The following is a 14,465-nucleotide window of genomic DNA, read 5'->3' on the forward strand; positions in this document are numbered from 1 at the left end:
TACGGATGCGGAGGGAAAGGGATTTAAGAGGTTTCAGAGACGTGATTGCTCGTTTGATGAATTAACTCAACGCTGTGCATACAGCTACGTCGTATTTCTTTTACTATATTTAGAAATATAAAGCCCCAAACATAAGAAAATATAAATGTTTGGGGCTTTATACTGTGTTATTTGAGGTTGAGCGTAAGTTTTCCTTTATAGGTATCAAAACTAACTGTCTCTCTCGTCCATTCTGGAGCAGAGTAATTAAAAATATCTTCTTGGGAAAGATATAAGTCGTGTGGTTCTTCTATAATAAATTCCTTAGTCGTTAACTCAGTTAAGAATAAACCCAGAAATTTCGTTTGGTAGACACGATACTGTGTAATGCCTTGGTCTATTATATTAGCTCGATGTTCAACTATAACTTCACTATAATTTCCAGGGGCATTTAGATGTTCGTAGCTGTATGGATAAAACACTGGAGCAAATGAATTCTTAATCAGAAGAAGAAAAGAAAGAATAATTAAAATAACAAACGGAATTAGCTTTCTTCCTTTACTTTTGTAGCCTAGCCAAAAAAATAGAATCATGTGTAGTACGATAGGAATTATAAAGTTACTTTTTTTAAATATAGTAATATCATAATTGATGATAGAAGAAAATAACCAAATTATATCTATAAATACTATCATTAAAATAAAAATATTTCGAAATTTAACGATAGAATTGTTCATATTTATACCCATTCCTTTCGCTGAAACACCTAATAAGGCCATTTCTGATTGTAACAATATACATAACGAGATATCTCTGGAGGAACTGGGCCGGCATCACACGCCCATTTGCTCTGAAGAAACGTTTGGGCATTTGGAACTGAATAAGATAGTTTCCGATCGCGGAAAAAGTAAGGGTTGTGTGCCAATTTTAATTGAACGGAAAACACGTCCGTATACCGCAATTTAAATGCCCGATAGGACGGCCTCGTAATGAAGATCACCTTGGGCTAGCCTTTCTGTACACCGTGAGAAGAAAAGAATATCTGCCTTCTCTAGATCGGCGATTATGTTCAACAAAGTATAGACTTTTATTGTTTCAATGTTCGCTTTTATTTCAGTTGGTCCGCAAAATTATGCAGAGTGACATAGGATTCGGACATCAAATAAGCTGCCGTTGCTTTATCTGTTGCCTCAGTTGGGAAATAAGGCAGTGAATAAAATGTTTGAAAATGATAACTATCAGCCTTATTTTGACCAGATGTTAAATAATACGCTAAAGCCACATAGCGGTCATAAGTAAACATTTCTGGATCCGAGAACATCTTCTCATATTCCGCCAGTACATCATCTAGACTTATCAGTGTTCCCTCAGGATAAACCTTTTCGGCAATGTTCTTTCTTTCTAAAACTGTAAGCTGGTAGGGCTCTTTCGTACTGTGTGGGGTGCTAAACCAGTTTTCCAGAGCAGATTTAAAATGTTCTTGTGATAATTCCTTTTGTTCGCCTACAGCCTTTTGAATTTTTTGGATAAATGCAACTTTAGCTTTGGCTGTCTCCGCTTCTTTTTTAGCTCGGTCAGCCTTAAATGCTTCTTCATTTAACGTTTCAATTCTCTGTAGTACCTCAAGATCTTCTGAGAGGGACGAGTATTTCTCTGCTATCCAGTTCTCCAGCATATCGGTAAGTAGTTGTGTGTTGTTGTAACTATGCGTTTCCTCAGCTTTTTTTAGAACTTCACTTAAAGTATTTAATCGTTCAGAGGTCATCTCTATGGACTGTTCTTTTGATTGAGCTGTAACAGTAAGGTTTTGCTCAGTGGTAGCTAATAATTTCATCACCTGTACAATGTAAATCTCGTCAGGTAATTCATTTTTCAACAATAAATCAGATATGTCTTTCTCGGGCGAGTCGCTTATTACAGGAATCTTAGGCATATCAGCTACTAGTACAGGCGAAACAGCTAAAGAAGTATTTCCTTGCTTGATGTTCACTTGCTCTACACCTTTTGGCTGAGCATTGGCTTGATTTATATTATTAATATAAAAAGTACCGACAAGCGTACTGGTGATTAAAATACCGGAAGCGACAGCAATTATTTTCTTAGCGGTCATCATTAGTCTCCTTATAATGGGATGTATATATTAACGTGTTTTTTTGCAAAAAGTTTTACAAATCCTTAAGAGATTAAATATATTTGGAAAAAACAAAATTATATACTGCGTAATGATACGTTATATGCGGATACTTGTTCGTAGATGGATTTCCGGCACTACTTTCCGATTTCAATCCTGTATCTACTAATAGTTTTTATGACTATAGTACTGGTGGATACTCTACATTTGGTATTTGGAATGTTCGTCGTTCCACCAATGTATATGGTCCGAACAGGGTTATCGGTTCATGCTGTTGTAAACTCAGGCGGGCAGGCGGCCTCATTAGCACTCGCACCGTCTTTTTCCGCTGTCAAGCAGCCCGAGTAGAACAAAACTATGTATTTATAGCAGGCAATCCGTGCCCGCTGGAACAAAACCATGCAATTTAAGGTATTGGCTGTGCTGCTTTTTTATTATGCTATAATCTAAACCATAGAGACCCTTATCCTCCCGGACCGGGCAGGTGCAATCGTGTTTGGAGGTGCAGCCGTGTGTCAAAGCTCATGCGAATTCTGATTCCCCAGAAATTGAAATACCGCCTGTTTACCGCCTTTGTATGTCTGATTCTGCTGCCCTTCGGCGCATTGAATATGTATAATTACCAGCGCATTGAGACACTGGTCCAGAAGAAAATCAGCCAGCAAAGCCACTACCAGCTGGAGCAGATGTACCGCACGCTGGAGGACCAGATCAGCATTGCCTTCAAGACGCTGCTGTTCCTGAAGCAGGATGACACCGTCAAGTCCGTGCTGCTCCATCCCGGACAGCGTAATGAGCTGGAGAATAAACGGCTGATGGAGAATATTTTCAAGAACCTGAACAACAGCTTCTTCCTGTACAATCCTTCGGTCTATTTCATGATTCTGGACTTAACTGAAAGCGCATACACCTCTTATCCGCCCAAGGATTCGCTGATCTACTCGGATCTAAAGGCCAATCCCGGGTTTGACCGGGGCCAGATGAATACCGGCTCTTATCACTGGGTGCCCAATGATACCAACTACGTGCTGCGCGATGTCTCCACCAGCGCCTACCTTCTATCCTTGTACGCATACCTGGAGGATGCCCGGAACAAGCCTTACGGAATGGCCCGGATCAGCATCGATTATACGTACTGGCTGCGCTCCATTCATAAGCAGTCGGATCTGGAGCAGCAGTATTTCCTGATTACCCGCTCGGGAGAAGATATCTCCCAGTCCGTTCCGGGCAGTCTTTTATCTGCGAAGGTGAAGGCAGGGTTCGCCGGGCAGCCCGGACAGCAGTATTTTATCGACAAGGATTCGAATTCGCTGATTAATTACATTTATGTGGAATCGCTGGACTGGTATATCGTCAACCGGATTCCGCTGTCTGTGCTGTTCGTGGAGATCGAAGGGCTGAAGCAGCAGTACTTTATTACGTTCTTTGTCCTGACAAGCATCTTCCTGATGATGACCTTCGTGATTGCTACGACCATCACACGCCCGTTGTCCCATTTGCAGAACAAGATGAAGGCCGCCGTGCAGAAGAGCCTCAAGATCCGCCTGCCGGAGCATAAATTCAGCGGGGAGATCCTGGATCTGACCCGGACCTTCAATACCATGCTTGACGATACTCACCTGCTGATCCAGAAGCTGAAGGCCGAGGAGCGCCAGAAAGAGGCTGTTCATTTTCAAATGCTGCTGGCCCAGACGAATCCCCACTTCCTGCTGAACACGCTGAATACAATTAAATGGATTGCCATCCGTGAGCACAATGAGGATATTACAAACATGACCCTGTCGCTCGGCAAGCTGCTGGAGGCCAGTCTGAATACCGATAAGGACCTGATCCACCTGAAGGATGAGATAGAGCTTGTAGAGGCCTATGTCCATATCCAGCAGGTCCGCTACGCCCACAAATTCGAATTAACCTGCCGCTACGACGAGGATGTTCTGTATGCGCTGGTTCCCAAGCTCAGCCTCCAGCCGCTGGTCGAGAACGCCATTATTCACGGGATCAGCAGACTGCCCGGCAACGGCCTGATTGAGCTGATCGTGCACCGCGAAGAGAACCGGCTGATTGTAGAGATCAGGGACAACGGCGTAGGCATGGAGCAGGCAGGTTTGAACAAGGTCCCGCGCAAGCGTCCGGGTATCGGGCTGAGCAATATTCAGGAGCGCCTGCGGCTGCTCTATCGCGAAGAGGGGACTTTGGAGGTTCTCTCCACCGGTGAAGGTGTCACCGTCCGCTTCACTATACCGCTTCTATTGTCTGCACCTTACGGCAACGAACATCCGGCTTAAGCGCATTTATACGGGAGGGAATCACATATGTGGAAAGTACTGCTGGTCGAGGATGAGGTTTTTGTACGGGAGAGCGTCCGCGAGATTATTGCCTGGGAAGAGCTCGGGTTCACTGTCAGCGGAGAAGCGGGCAATGGTGCAGAAGCGCTGGAGATGATCCGGCAGGATGCTCCCGATCTGGTGATTTCGGATATTGTCATGCCGGAGATGGATGGCGTCGAGCTGCTGCGCAGAACCCGTGAAGAGGGCTACGATTCCCGCTTCGTCATGCTTACCTGTATGAGCGATTTCGAGAATGTACGTCAGGCGATGGAATACGGGGCCTCCAACTATATCCTGAAGCTGTCCATGAGTGTGAATTCACTGCGCGACACACTGCGCAAGATCAATAATGAACTGGTGAAGAGCCAGGAGAACCGCAAGGCAAACGCGGGCCCGCCCGGTTCTGCTGTTCCCCTGCCGCTGCCTCATGAGGAGATCACCAGCCATCCCGAGATCCAGAAGATCCTCCAGTATCTGCACGCCCACTATGATGAGGATATTACCGTCAAGTCGATGTCCCAGTATGTCATGATGGCCGAGAATTATGTCAGCACCCTGTTCAAAAAGAAAACCGGCCAGACCCTGATCCATTATCTGCATCAGATAAGAGTGGACCAGGCCATCCGGCTCCTGATCCACTCCGATCTGCCGGTATACGAGATTGGCAACCGGGTTGGCTTCGTAAACGATAACTATTTCATCAAAATTTTCAAACGCCTCACTGCGCAGACGCCGAGCCAGTACCGGCATACTCAGCGGCATAATACAGAATCTGTAAGCATATAGCCTGGCTTCAATAAACGCTTAGCTCTACTAAACAGCGGCCTTCCTTCCGGGAATGCCGCTGTTTGCTGTGAACCGGGATAGAACAAAACTACGATCGGGCCGCCCGCCGATACGGGGCAAATGTATATTTCTGTAGCATGAAGTCGTTGGTTTTGTTCCTTAACCCCTCTTAGATCGCTTGTTATGCTTGTAGTGTAATCAAAGTAATCAAAAGACCTAAAGGAGTGGGGCTATGTGAAGGCATCCTGGATGAAGCGGCAGCAGTACCTGGGCTATCTGTTTATCGGGCCAAATATGATTGGCGTGATTTTATTTTTCATCATACCTGCCGTCTATTCTTTCTATCTCATGTTTACAGACTATAAGTTTATGAGTCCCCATACCAAGTTTATTGGGCTGGCCAACATCCGGCGGATGCTTGGGGATGAGGTATTCTATATCGCTATCAAGAACACACTGCTGTTCCTGGTCTCTGTCCCGGTCTCGATCGGGCTGGCGTTCATCGTTGCCGTTGTGCTGAACCGGTCCGTGTATTTGAAAAAGCTGCTCCGCGCCCTGTACTTCATGCCTTATATTACAAGCGGAGTCGCTGTAGCCTTTGTCTGGATGCTGCTGTTCCATCCGAACAACGGGCCGATTAACGGTATTCTCCGCTCGGTCGGCATCGCGAATCCTCCCGGCTGGCTGTCCACCATGGAAACCTCCATGTATGCGATCGACATCATCTGGATCTGGTTCATGCTCGGCTATAACATGATCATCTACCTCGCCGCCCTGCAGGAAGTGTCCGGCGAGCTGCTGGAAGCCGCCAAAATCGACGGTGCCCGCACCTGGCAGACAGTCCGCAGTATCCTGTGGCCGCTGGTCAGCCCGACCACCTTCCTGCTGCTGATTACCGGACTGATCATGTCGATCAAGCAGTTCGGGATCATTCAGGCGATCACGCAGGGCGGACCGGGGAACAGCACCACCGTGTTATCTTTGTTCATCTATCAGAATGCCTTCCGCTATTACGAAATGGGCTATGCTTCAGCGGTCTCCTGGGCCCTGTTCCTGATCATTCTGATTTTCACCGTGATTCAATGGCTGGGCCAGAAACGCTGGGTTCACTACTAAGGAGCTGAGAACATGAATAAAGCCGTAGTTACCAAAAGCATTGCCACACTCATCATGCTGTTCTTCAGCATCGTCATGATTGTACCCTTCATCTGGATGATCAGCACTTCATTCAAGACACCTGCCGAGGTCTTTCAATATCCGGTCCAGTGGATTCCCAGCCATTTCAACTGGAGCCATCATGTTAAGGTCTGGACCGGTCAGGGCAGCTTCGTGCCTTACTATCTGAATTCCCTTAAGGTGGCTATTCTGAGCACTATAGGTGCCGTATCCCTGTCCGCCTTAGCCGCTTATGGGTTTGCCAGAATTGAGTTCAAAGGGCGTAACACCATGTTCATGGTTTATCTGTCCATGATGATGGTTCCCCCGCAGGTGCTGTTCGTGCCCAAATTCATCATGTTCGACTGGGCCGGCATCTACAACACCCACTGGGCGCTGATCCTGCCCGGAATGTTCACCATCTTCGGCGTATTCATGATGCGGCAGTTCTTCCTCTCCGTGCCTCATGAAATTTCAGAGGCCGCCTTCATCGACGGCGCAGGCCACTTCCGTATCTTCTCGCGCATTATCCTGCCGATGGCTAAGCCGTCGCTGGCCACGCTGGCCATCATCGACTTCTCCTGGCACTGGAATGACTATGAGAATGCGCTCGTCTTCCTGATTGACCATGATCTGTTCACCGTCCCGCTCGGGCTGCAGAATTTCATCCTGGAGAACAATGTCGACTACAACGGCATGATGGCCGCTGCAACAGCCGGAATCATTCCCATGATCCTCGTCTTCCTGCTCGGCCAGAAATACATTATTGAAGGTGTGGCCAGCTCAGCGGTCAAGGGCTGACCCCGCCTATAAATAAAGGAGCTATGCCACAGATCGTACGGTGGCCTAGCTCCTTTTAAGTTTTTCTTCAGTTACGACAACCCTGCTTTGGTCAAGCCATATGCCGCATCAGATGAACCCGGTACGGTGGTAAAGCCTACGTTCACCCGGTTCCAGGCGTTGATCGCCATGATGGAGAAGGACAGATCGGAGATTTCCTGCTCGGACAGCTGTCCACGGACACGGTCATACAGCTCATCAGGCACGCCGTGCTCCGGCAGCTTGGTCAGTACCTCCGTCCAGGCGAGTGCAGCCCGTTCACGCGGAGAGAACAGTGTTGATTCCCGCCAGATAGAGATGTGATAGAGACGCAGTTCACTCTCGCCGTTAATCTTGGCCTGCTTCACATGCATGTCCAGGCAGAAGCCGCAGCCGTTCATCTGTGAAGCCCGGATGGACACCAGATCTTCAATTTTCTCCTCAATAGAGCTGTTCTTCAAGGCCATGCTGAAATCGAGAAACTTCTTGAAAAGCTCCGGGGACTGCTGCATATAATTCACACGTTGTGCCATAACTATACTCCTCCTATTGGGCTGGTTGTTGTAGTTAAGGTCCGGTCCAGACATTGTCTTCCGCCTGGCGTTTTCCGGCCTTGTTCCGCCCTTCGGACATATAACGAGACAGCTATTCGTTCTGTGACAATGCAGCAGCAGATTTTTTGTCCGGTCCAGTTTTCAGACGTACCTGCCATGAATAATAGGCACCTTCACGCATCCCCGCTCTCTCCTGTCACACATCTCCTCTTTATTTTGTCTACATTATAGCGGAGTTAGATTGACTATATATAAGGATTGGAAGTGGCGTTATGCAGGAGCTGTATGCCCAGTATAAGAACCTATTGTTTAAACTTGCCTACCAGTTAACCGGATCAGCCGCCGATGCCGAGGATGCGGTTCAGGACGTATTCCTGAAGGTGTATGATGTGCCGCCGGAGCGGCTGGCCGAACCGAAAGCCTATCTGTGTAAAATGGTCACGAACCGCTGCCGGGATCTGCACAAATCTGCGCGCAGACAGCGGGAGGAATATTTCGGCGAATGGCTGCCCGAGCCTCTTGCCGGTACAGACGGGGATTCCATGGACTCCGTAGTTCAGGATGATCTCTTATCCTATGCCATGCTTGTCCTGCTGGAGCGGCTGACCCCTGCCGAGCGGGCCGTATTTGTACTTCGTGAAGCGCTGGGCTTTGAATATCAGGAGATTGCCGGACTGGTCGACAAAAGTGAACCGAACTGCCGCAAGCTCTTCAGCCGGGCCAGTGCCAAGATGGGCCTTATCCCCGGGGAGCCTGTCCAGCCGGAGGCGGCTACAGAGGAATGGGTGCACGGGTTCCTGGCCGCCCTGAAGCAGGGCAACATGAACCAGATTCTGACGATGCTTGATCCGGCAGTCGAACTGATCTCCGACGGCGGAGGCAAAGTACGCGCTGCTGCCGAACCGGTAGTCACCCGCGAGCTTGTAGCCCGCTTCCTGCTGGGACCCTTGCGCGGGGCAGCTACAATTAACGGCGAGGTGGCTATTGAAACCGGCCGGATTAACGGACAGCCCGGCCTGATCCTCCGCTCGGACGAAGGTGTTCATACGATAGGACTTCTGCATACCCGGGACAATCTGATCCGGAATTTATATATTGTCCGCAATCCGGACAAGCTGCAGTATGCCGGGAGTTAGGGCGGGTAACGGGTTTCCGGAAGTGTTGTTCATGTCACGGACTGTACGGTGCCTTCACAGCCACCCAGCCGTCAATCCTATGCGGTCTCTCATTACATCCCTCCGGTGTGGTAATCGGCTCTATGACCGGAACCGCCATCCCGCATAGACGGGAGTTGTCAGGACCGCTCATACCAGTACCCCGGAATGTCCCGCTCCAGCCGCATTAGCGCCTCCAGATAATAATAATCGCCCCAGATCGTGTAATCATCCGGCGAATCTCCGGCCCTGACTGAATACGAGCCATGCTTCAGCAGGCCTTCCGCTTCCCCGCTGCCATGGGTGGAATAGTGCTCCGCCAGTGCTCTCACTGCTGCCTCCGCCGCTTCCCGGAAGAAGCGGTATTCCGGGTCTGCTTCGCCCAGCTGAGCGGCAATCTCCAGCAGTCCGCAGGCGGCAATCGCCGATGCCGAGCTGTCCCGCTTCGTGTCCGGTCCCACAGGAGCATCGAAATCCCAATACGCCACCCCATCCTCCGGCAGCTGTGACACGAAATAACGGCCCAGCTGCTTCGCCGTTTCCAGCATTTCCGCGCTCTGCAGATAACGGCTGATTAAGGCGAAGCCGTAGATGCCCCACGCCTGCCCGCGCGTCCAGGTCGAGCCGTCACCATAGCCCTGATGCGTTCCACCGCGGATCGCGTCTCCGGTAGCCGGGTCGAAGTAGAAGGTGTGATAGCTTGAGCCATCGCCGCGCACCAGGAAGCGGCGGGCTTTGCGGGCATGCAGCTCAGCCACCCGCCGGTAAGAGGCCACGCCTGTATGCTCATGCGCCCAGAGCAGCAGCGGCAGATTGAGCAGACAATCGATAATAATCCGGCCGCCATTAACGGAATCGCCCTCCGGCCCCCAGGCCTGAATTAAGCCGGCCGCTTCGCGCCAGCGCTTCATCAGCATATCCGCCGCCTCCAGCGTCAGCTGCGCCGCCCCGGTATCCTGCTCAATGATCCACTGGGCTTTGGAGGACAGGGAATAGAGGAAGCCTATATCATGATGATCAAAAATGATCTTATGGTCCATGCGGTGCCGGAAGCTACGGACGGTTCTTAGCGCCTGTTCGCGGTAGACCGGGTCCTCACTGTATTCAGAGCACAGCCAGAGAATGCCGGACCAGAAGCCCGCTGTCCACTCCGTATTGTCATTCAGCGTGTAATGCTCTCCATCGGTACTCACATGGGGGAACCGGTCCCCGAATCTCAGGATATTCCGTTTGGTTACGCCAAGTGCGTCTTCAATCGCTTTTTGCCACATATCAGACATTGCTCCTCTTCATAGATTGCCCTGCTGGATCAGCCGGCTGTTCTGCTTGTACTGGCCGGGAGTGATCCCTTCGTATTTCTTGAATACACGGATGAAGGAATTGCTGTTCAGGAAGCCGACCAGCTCGGATACCTCCTGCACGGTCAATTCATCCTGCTGCAGGATTTTCTTGGCTTCTTCTATCCGGTACTGGTTGATATAGTCTATAACATTGGTGCCGGTCTGCTCCTTGAAATACTTGGAGACATACGTAGGATGGAACCGGAACCGTTCGGATATATGGGTCAGCCCCAAATTAACATCAGCGTAATTCTCATGAATGAATTCCAGGAGCTGATCCTTCAGCTCGGTATTATGGGAACGCTTGCGTTCATGCACCATTTGGCAGACCGTCTCCAGAATCTGCAGCAGTCCGGCTTCAATCTCCTCAAAGGTCTCACAGGCAAACAGCTGGCGGACCAGTTCATTGCGCCCGGCCGGCTCCTTCAGGTCATCGGTTTTGAGCTGCTCCGTTGCCTTCAGCATGGTGCCGATCAGTTCGAACATCAGGCAGCGGGCCAGCTCTACAGACAAGGGCTCCCCGGCAAAATTGGTCATCAGAATTTCGTTCATGACCTCAGTAGAGCGGGCATAATTACCTGTAGCGATATAATTGACAAGCTGACGCTCCAGATCAAGCGGATAATAGAGCTCTTCCTTGGGCTGCCGGATCCTGTGCTGGTCAATAATCTGGCCGATGCCAAGAATCAGCCGGTACTCCAGTGCCTCCTCTGACTCCTGGAAGCAGGCCGAAATCTCAGCAATGGACTTGTGGACGCTGCTGACTCCGACCGAGAAATAGATGAGGAAGCGTGAATGGATGAAATGCTGCGCCTCCCCGGCGGCGTGGATCAGCTGCGGGACGGCCTCCCCTGCATCCCCCCGGATATTGACCAGGAAGGCGATCCGCCCGTCCATTTCAGCGGAATAGACGGGACCGGCCGAGCCCATCAGTTCCTCCAGCACATTGGACAGAATCAGGTGGACGAACTGGCGCTTCTTCTCCTTGTCCTCAGGTGCCCGGGTACGGAAAAGCCCTTCATAATTCTCGATGTGCACCAGCAATACAGCAAAGGAGTCGCTTTCAAAACAGATGCCAAGGCGGTCCAGCTCCGCAGTAAACCCTGCTCCCGGCTGCACCCGCCCTTTCAGCAGCCTTGCCAGGAAGCTGCTGCGCACCGTCATTTGCTGCTCCTTCAGCCTGCTGGCGAACTGATCCTGTTCTTCCCAGGCCCGGGTCAACACCGTTTGCAGAATACCGAATTCATCATCCGGCTGCTCCAGCTTCCCTTTGACTTTATCGGAAATAATACTCATAATCCGGCCAAGCGGGCGGTAATTACGCCGGGTGAACCACCAGGCAGCCACACCGCCCAGCAGCAGGACAGCTGCCACGCCGGTGAATGTGATGTTGCGGATCACCATCAGCTTCTTGGCATAAATGCGCGTGGGAACGATAGAGACATATTGCCAGTCCTGCACGTTAGAGGAGATCTGGGAGACCGTCACCGATTCCCCGTTCCAGTCTGCTGTTCCCGTCCGTCTTCCGCTATTCTTATTCTGCAGCAAATAGCTGTGTATCGTGTAAGGGGTTTCAACAGTCCCGGTAGAGAATAACGTACGCCCGTCCCGGTCGAGTATGAACACGATGCTCTCTTGTTCCAGACGCACATTGTTGATCGCCTGCTGAAACCGTTCCGGGTCCAGGGTAACCACGAAGGTGGCCGGACTGTTACCTGACAGCTGGATCGGAAAAGGCTGCAGGTAGACCAGCGTCTCCTCAATGCGGCGGTCCTCGCTGAAGACCTTCATTTTGCGGAATAGGCTCTCGTCCGAATCCTGCATCAGCCGGGTCCACTCCTGCTCGCTCACCCCGGTTCCCTCATAATAAATCTCATACAACAGGTTCTTGGAGACAAGCGATGAGGAGGACAGTGCCACATCTGCTGATTTCACGTAGATGTACAATTCACGAATCAATCCATTCCCGATCCGGATCGATTTGAGGTTCTTAATCAGCTCCAGTCCCATCAGCCGCCACCTGGCATCCTGTTCGGACGCGTGATTAATGAAGCTGCTCAGCTGGGAATCGGCCATCAGCTGGCTGCTGATGCTGCTGATATCTCCAATCTGGCTGTCGATCGTCTCCTGTACCTGGGACAGCAGGACCCTGTTGGAGCGGCTGACCTCCTCCTCCAGCAGACTGCGGGACTCCGCAAATACGGCCGCACCGATGGTGACCGGAATGAGCAGGATGACCAGATAAGAGAGGCTCCAGGACAGCAGGATGCTTTTCTTCTTCATGGCTCTCCTCCTCTTGTTCATGATGATGGTGTAATCCGGATAGGGCCCCGGGTTATTCCTTGATCGCGCCAATCATGACGCCTTTCACAAAATACTTCTGTAAAAATGGATAGATAAAGAGAATCGGCAGCGTAGCCACCATTACCGTTGCGTATTTCACACTTTCTCCGATCGCTTCCTTATCCCCCATCGCCGCTGCGGTAGTCATTGAATCCGTGCTGTTCTGGATTAGAATTTCCCGCAATATCAGCTGAAGCGGGTACAGATTACGGTCGCGGATATACAGAATAGCGCTGAACCAGGAGTTCCAGTGGGACACTCCGTAGAATAGAATCATAACTGCAATTACCGGCATGGATAAGGGTACCACAATCCGCCAGAGAATTCGTACCTCTCCCGCACCATCAATTCTCGCTGATTCCAGCAGACTCTCGGAAATCTCCTGGAAGGCCGTACGCATAATGATCAGATTATAGCTGCTGACCAGTCCCGGTACAATCAGCGCCATCAGGTTGTTCCCCATGTGCAGCGTATTGTTAATCAGCAGATAGGTGGGAATAATCCCGCCGTTGAAGAACATGGTGAACACAATGGCCAGCATGATCGGATTGCGGAGCATGAAGCTTTTGCGGGACAGGGTATATGCACCCAGAATGGTGAACAGCAGATTGAGCGCCGTACCCAGCACCACGATCACAACCGTATTCCTGTAGCCGGAGAGAATGCTCGGATTGCTCAGCACCAGCTTGTAGCTGTCCAGATTGAACCCGTCCGGAAGAAGCAGCAGCCCGCTATGGGCCATCAGCCGGTTAGAGTCGCTTAACGATGCATTCAGCACATGCCACAGCGGATACAGGGTGATAATGATGAGAAGGAGCATGATCAGCGTATTGGCACTGTCAAACAGCCGTTCTCCTAAGGTTCTTTTGATTTTCATGGGAATCCCTCACTTTGTCTTCCTGGTGAAGCGGCACTAGAACAGCTTGTTGTCAGATACCGCTTTGGACAGCCGGTTGGCGCCAATGAGCAGAATGAAGTTGACCACCGACTGGAACAGTCCGACGGCAGTAGTATAGCTGAACTCGGCACTCTCACTGATCCCTTTGCGGTAGACAAAGGTAGATATGACATCTGCCGTATCGTAGATATTCGGATTATAGAGCAGAATGACCTTCTCGAAGCCGATCTCCATCAGTCCGCCCACACGCAGAATCAGGAGAATAACAATCATCGGAATAATACCCGGCAGGGTGATATGCCATACCTGGCGCATCCGGCTGGCCCCGTCTACCTTAGAGGCGTCATAGAGTTCAGGATTAATACCGCTTAGCGCAGCCAGATAGATAATCGTCGAGAACCCCAGCTCCTGCCAGACCGAAGATGCAGTATAGATCGTACGGAAATTACCCGGATCACTCAGCAGTGCGCTGCTCTGCCCGCCAAAGAAAACAATTATGGAATTAAACAGCCCGTCGCGGGACGAGAAATCGACCACCATTCCGCAAATGACCACAATCGAGATAAAGTGGGGAATATAAGAGACGGTCTGCACCGTGCGCTTGAACATTTCATGCCTGAGCTCATTGAGCAGCAGCGCAAGCAGGATCGGAGCCGGGAATCCGAACAGCAGCTGATAGAAGCTTAAGACCAGCGTGTTTTTGAGAATCCGCCAGAAATAATAACTCTGGAAAAAATCGCGGAAATGCTGCAGCCCCACCCAATCACTGCCCCAAATTCCTTTGCCGACGGTATATTCCTTAAAAGCGATCACCGCACCATACATCGGCAAATACTTAAATACCAGAAAATACAATACAACCGGGAGTGCCATCCAGTAGATCGCTTTGTTCTTTTTATAATTCATCCATACCAGAGATAACTTCTGCGGCATAGTCTCCCTCCTTTCCTCTTCTTCATTGCAGGTCCGCGGGGGTAAA

General features: G+C 50.4%; 12 protein-coding genes and 1 pseudogene. 6 read left to right on the forward strand and 7 right to left on the reverse strand.

All coding sequences use genetic code 11. The features are described 5' to 3' along the window. Positions 1–167 precede the first annotated feature (167 nt). Positions 168–758: a hypothetical protein gene (locus NYE33_RS02860; RefSeq protein WP_341068763.1), complete on the reverse strand. Its 591-nt coding sequence runs from the start codon at positions 756–758 to the stop codon at positions 168–170. A gap of 70 nt (positions 759–828) precedes the next feature. On the opposite strand from NYE33_RS02860, the pseudogene NYE33_RS02865 reads away from it, so the two are divergent. Next, positions 829–942, forward strand: a pseudogene (locus NYE33_RS02865) (IS30 family transposase); the annotation flags it as partial. A 145-nt stretch (positions 943–1,087) separates the two neighbouring features. Here NYE33_RS02865 and NYE33_RS02870 read toward each other — a convergent pair. After that, complete coding sequence (locus tag NYE33_RS02870; protein ID WP_336102162.1) at positions 1,088–2,092, reverse strand: DUF6241 domain-containing protein; 1,005 nt, start codon at positions 2,090–2,092, stop codon at positions 1,088–1,090. Positions 2,093–2,622: 530 nt separating this feature from the next. On the opposite strand from NYE33_RS02870, the gene NYE33_RS02875 reads away from it, so the two are divergent. From NYE33_RS02875 to NYE33_RS02890, 4 genes are all read left to right on the forward strand, one after another. After that, the gene (locus tag NYE33_RS02875; RefSeq protein WP_156118504.1) at positions 2,623–4,395 is read left to right on the forward strand and encodes a sensor histidine kinase; all 1,773 of its coding nucleotides are present in this window, start codon (positions 2,623–2,625) and stop codon (positions 4,393–4,395) included. A 27-nt stretch (positions 4,396–4,422) separates the two neighbouring features. After that, the gene (locus NYE33_RS02880; protein ID WP_042132836.1) at positions 4,423–5,223 is read left to right on the forward strand and encodes a response regulator; all 801 of its coding nucleotides are present in this window, start codon (positions 4,423–4,425) and stop codon (positions 5,221–5,223) included. Positions 5,224–5,457: 234 nt separating this feature from the next. Then, positions 5,458–6,339 carry a carbohydrate ABC transporter permease gene (locus NYE33_RS02885; RefSeq protein ID WP_042132835.1) on the forward strand — a complete coding sequence of 294 codons (882 nt, stop codon included), beginning with the start codon at positions 5,458–5,460 and terminating at the stop codon, positions 6,337–6,339. A 12-nt stretch (positions 6,340–6,351) separates the two neighbouring features. Next, the gene (locus tag NYE33_RS02890) at positions 6,352–7,179 is read left to right on the forward strand and encodes a carbohydrate ABC transporter permease (protein ID WP_042132834.1); all 828 of its coding nucleotides are present in this window, start codon (positions 6,352–6,354) and stop codon (positions 7,177–7,179) included. Positions 7,180–7,250: 71 nt separating this feature from the next. Here NYE33_RS02890 and NYE33_RS02895 read toward each other — a convergent pair whose 3' ends face one another. After that, a complete protein-coding gene (locus NYE33_RS02895; protein WP_042132833.1) occupies positions 7,251–7,730 on the reverse strand; it encodes a carboxymuconolactone decarboxylase family protein in 480 nt (159 codons plus the stop codon). A 293-nt stretch (positions 7,731–8,023) separates the two neighbouring features. Between NYE33_RS02895 and sigJ the strand changes: the two genes are divergently transcribed. After that, positions 8,024–8,887 (forward strand): RNA polymerase sigma factor SigJ, encoded by an 864-nt coding sequence (gene sigJ, locus NYE33_RS02900; protein ID WP_341064705.1) that lies wholly within the window; start codon positions 8,024–8,026, stop codon positions 8,885–8,887. 158 nt (positions 8,888–9,045) lie between these two features. On the opposite strand, the gene NYE33_RS02905 is transcribed toward sigJ, so the two are convergent. From NYE33_RS02905 to NYE33_RS02920, 4 genes are read right to left on the reverse strand one after another with little or no spacing between them, the layout of a single operon-like run. Beyond that, entirely contained in the window at positions 9,046–10,176 is a 1,131-nt protein-coding gene (locus NYE33_RS02905) for a glycoside hydrolase family 88 protein (RefSeq protein WP_042132831.1), read from the reverse strand. Positions 10,177–10,194: 18 nt separating this feature from the next. Continuing rightward, on the reverse strand, positions 10,195–12,528 hold the full coding sequence (locus tag NYE33_RS02910; RefSeq protein WP_336102166.1) for a helix-turn-helix domain-containing protein: 2,334 nt from the start codon (positions 12,526–12,528) through the stop codon (positions 10,195–10,197). Between the two features lie 52 nt (positions 12,529–12,580). Next, positions 12,581–13,465, reverse strand: coding sequence for a carbohydrate ABC transporter permease (locus tag NYE33_RS02915; RefSeq protein WP_341064708.1), 885 nt, complete (start codon positions 13,463–13,465; stop codon positions 12,581–12,583). 36 nt (positions 13,466–13,501) lie between these two features. Next, a complete protein-coding gene (locus NYE33_RS02920; protein ID WP_042132828.1) occupies positions 13,502–14,419 on the reverse strand; it encodes an ABC transporter permease in 918 nt (305 codons plus the stop codon). Positions 14,420–14,465: the final 46 nt, after the last annotated feature.

Origin of the sequence: Paenibacillus sp. FSL R10-2199 (genome assembly GCF_038000235.1) — a bacterium.
Lineage (GTDB): Bacteria > Bacillota > Bacilli > Paenibacillales > Paenibacillaceae > Paenibacillus_AQ > Paenibacillus_AQ phytohabitans.

Coding starts and splice junctions, on each gene's coding strand:
- NYE33_RS02860 (WP_341068763.1), bottom strand. CDS start 758: ATGGCCTTATTAGGTGTTTCAGCGAAAGGAATGGGTATAAATATGAAC.
- NYE33_RS02870 (WP_336102162.1), bottom strand. CDS start 2,092: ATGATGACCGCTAAGAAAATAATTGCTGTCGCTTCCGGTATTTTAATC.
- NYE33_RS02880 (WP_042132836.1), top strand. CDS start 4,423: ATGTGGAAAGTACTGCTGGTCGAGGATGAGGTTTTTGTACGGGAGAGC.
- NYE33_RS02890 (WP_042132834.1), top strand. CDS start 6,352: ATGAATAAAGCCGTAGTTACCAAAAGCATTGCCACACTCATCATGCTG.
- NYE33_RS02895 (WP_042132833.1), bottom strand. CDS start 7,730: ATGGCACAACGTGTGAATTATATGCAGCAGTCCCCGGAGCTTTTCAAG.
- sigJ (WP_341064705.1), top strand. CDS start 8,024: ATGCAGGAGCTGTATGCCCAGTATAAGAACCTATTGTTTAAACTTGCC.
- NYE33_RS02905 (WP_042132831.1), bottom strand. CDS start 10,176: ATGTGGCAAAAAGCGATTGAAGACGCACTTGGCGTAACCAAACGGAAT.
- NYE33_RS02910 (WP_336102166.1), bottom strand. CDS start 12,528: ATGAAGAAGAAAAGCATCCTGCTGTCCTGGAGCCTCTCTTATCTGGTC.
- NYE33_RS02915 (WP_341064708.1), bottom strand. CDS start 13,465: ATGAAAATCAAAAGAACCTTAGGAGAACGGCTGTTTGACAGTGCCAAT.
- NYE33_RS02920 (WP_042132828.1), bottom strand. CDS start 14,419: ATGCCGCAGAAGTTATCTCTGGTATGGATGAATTATAAAAAGAACAAA.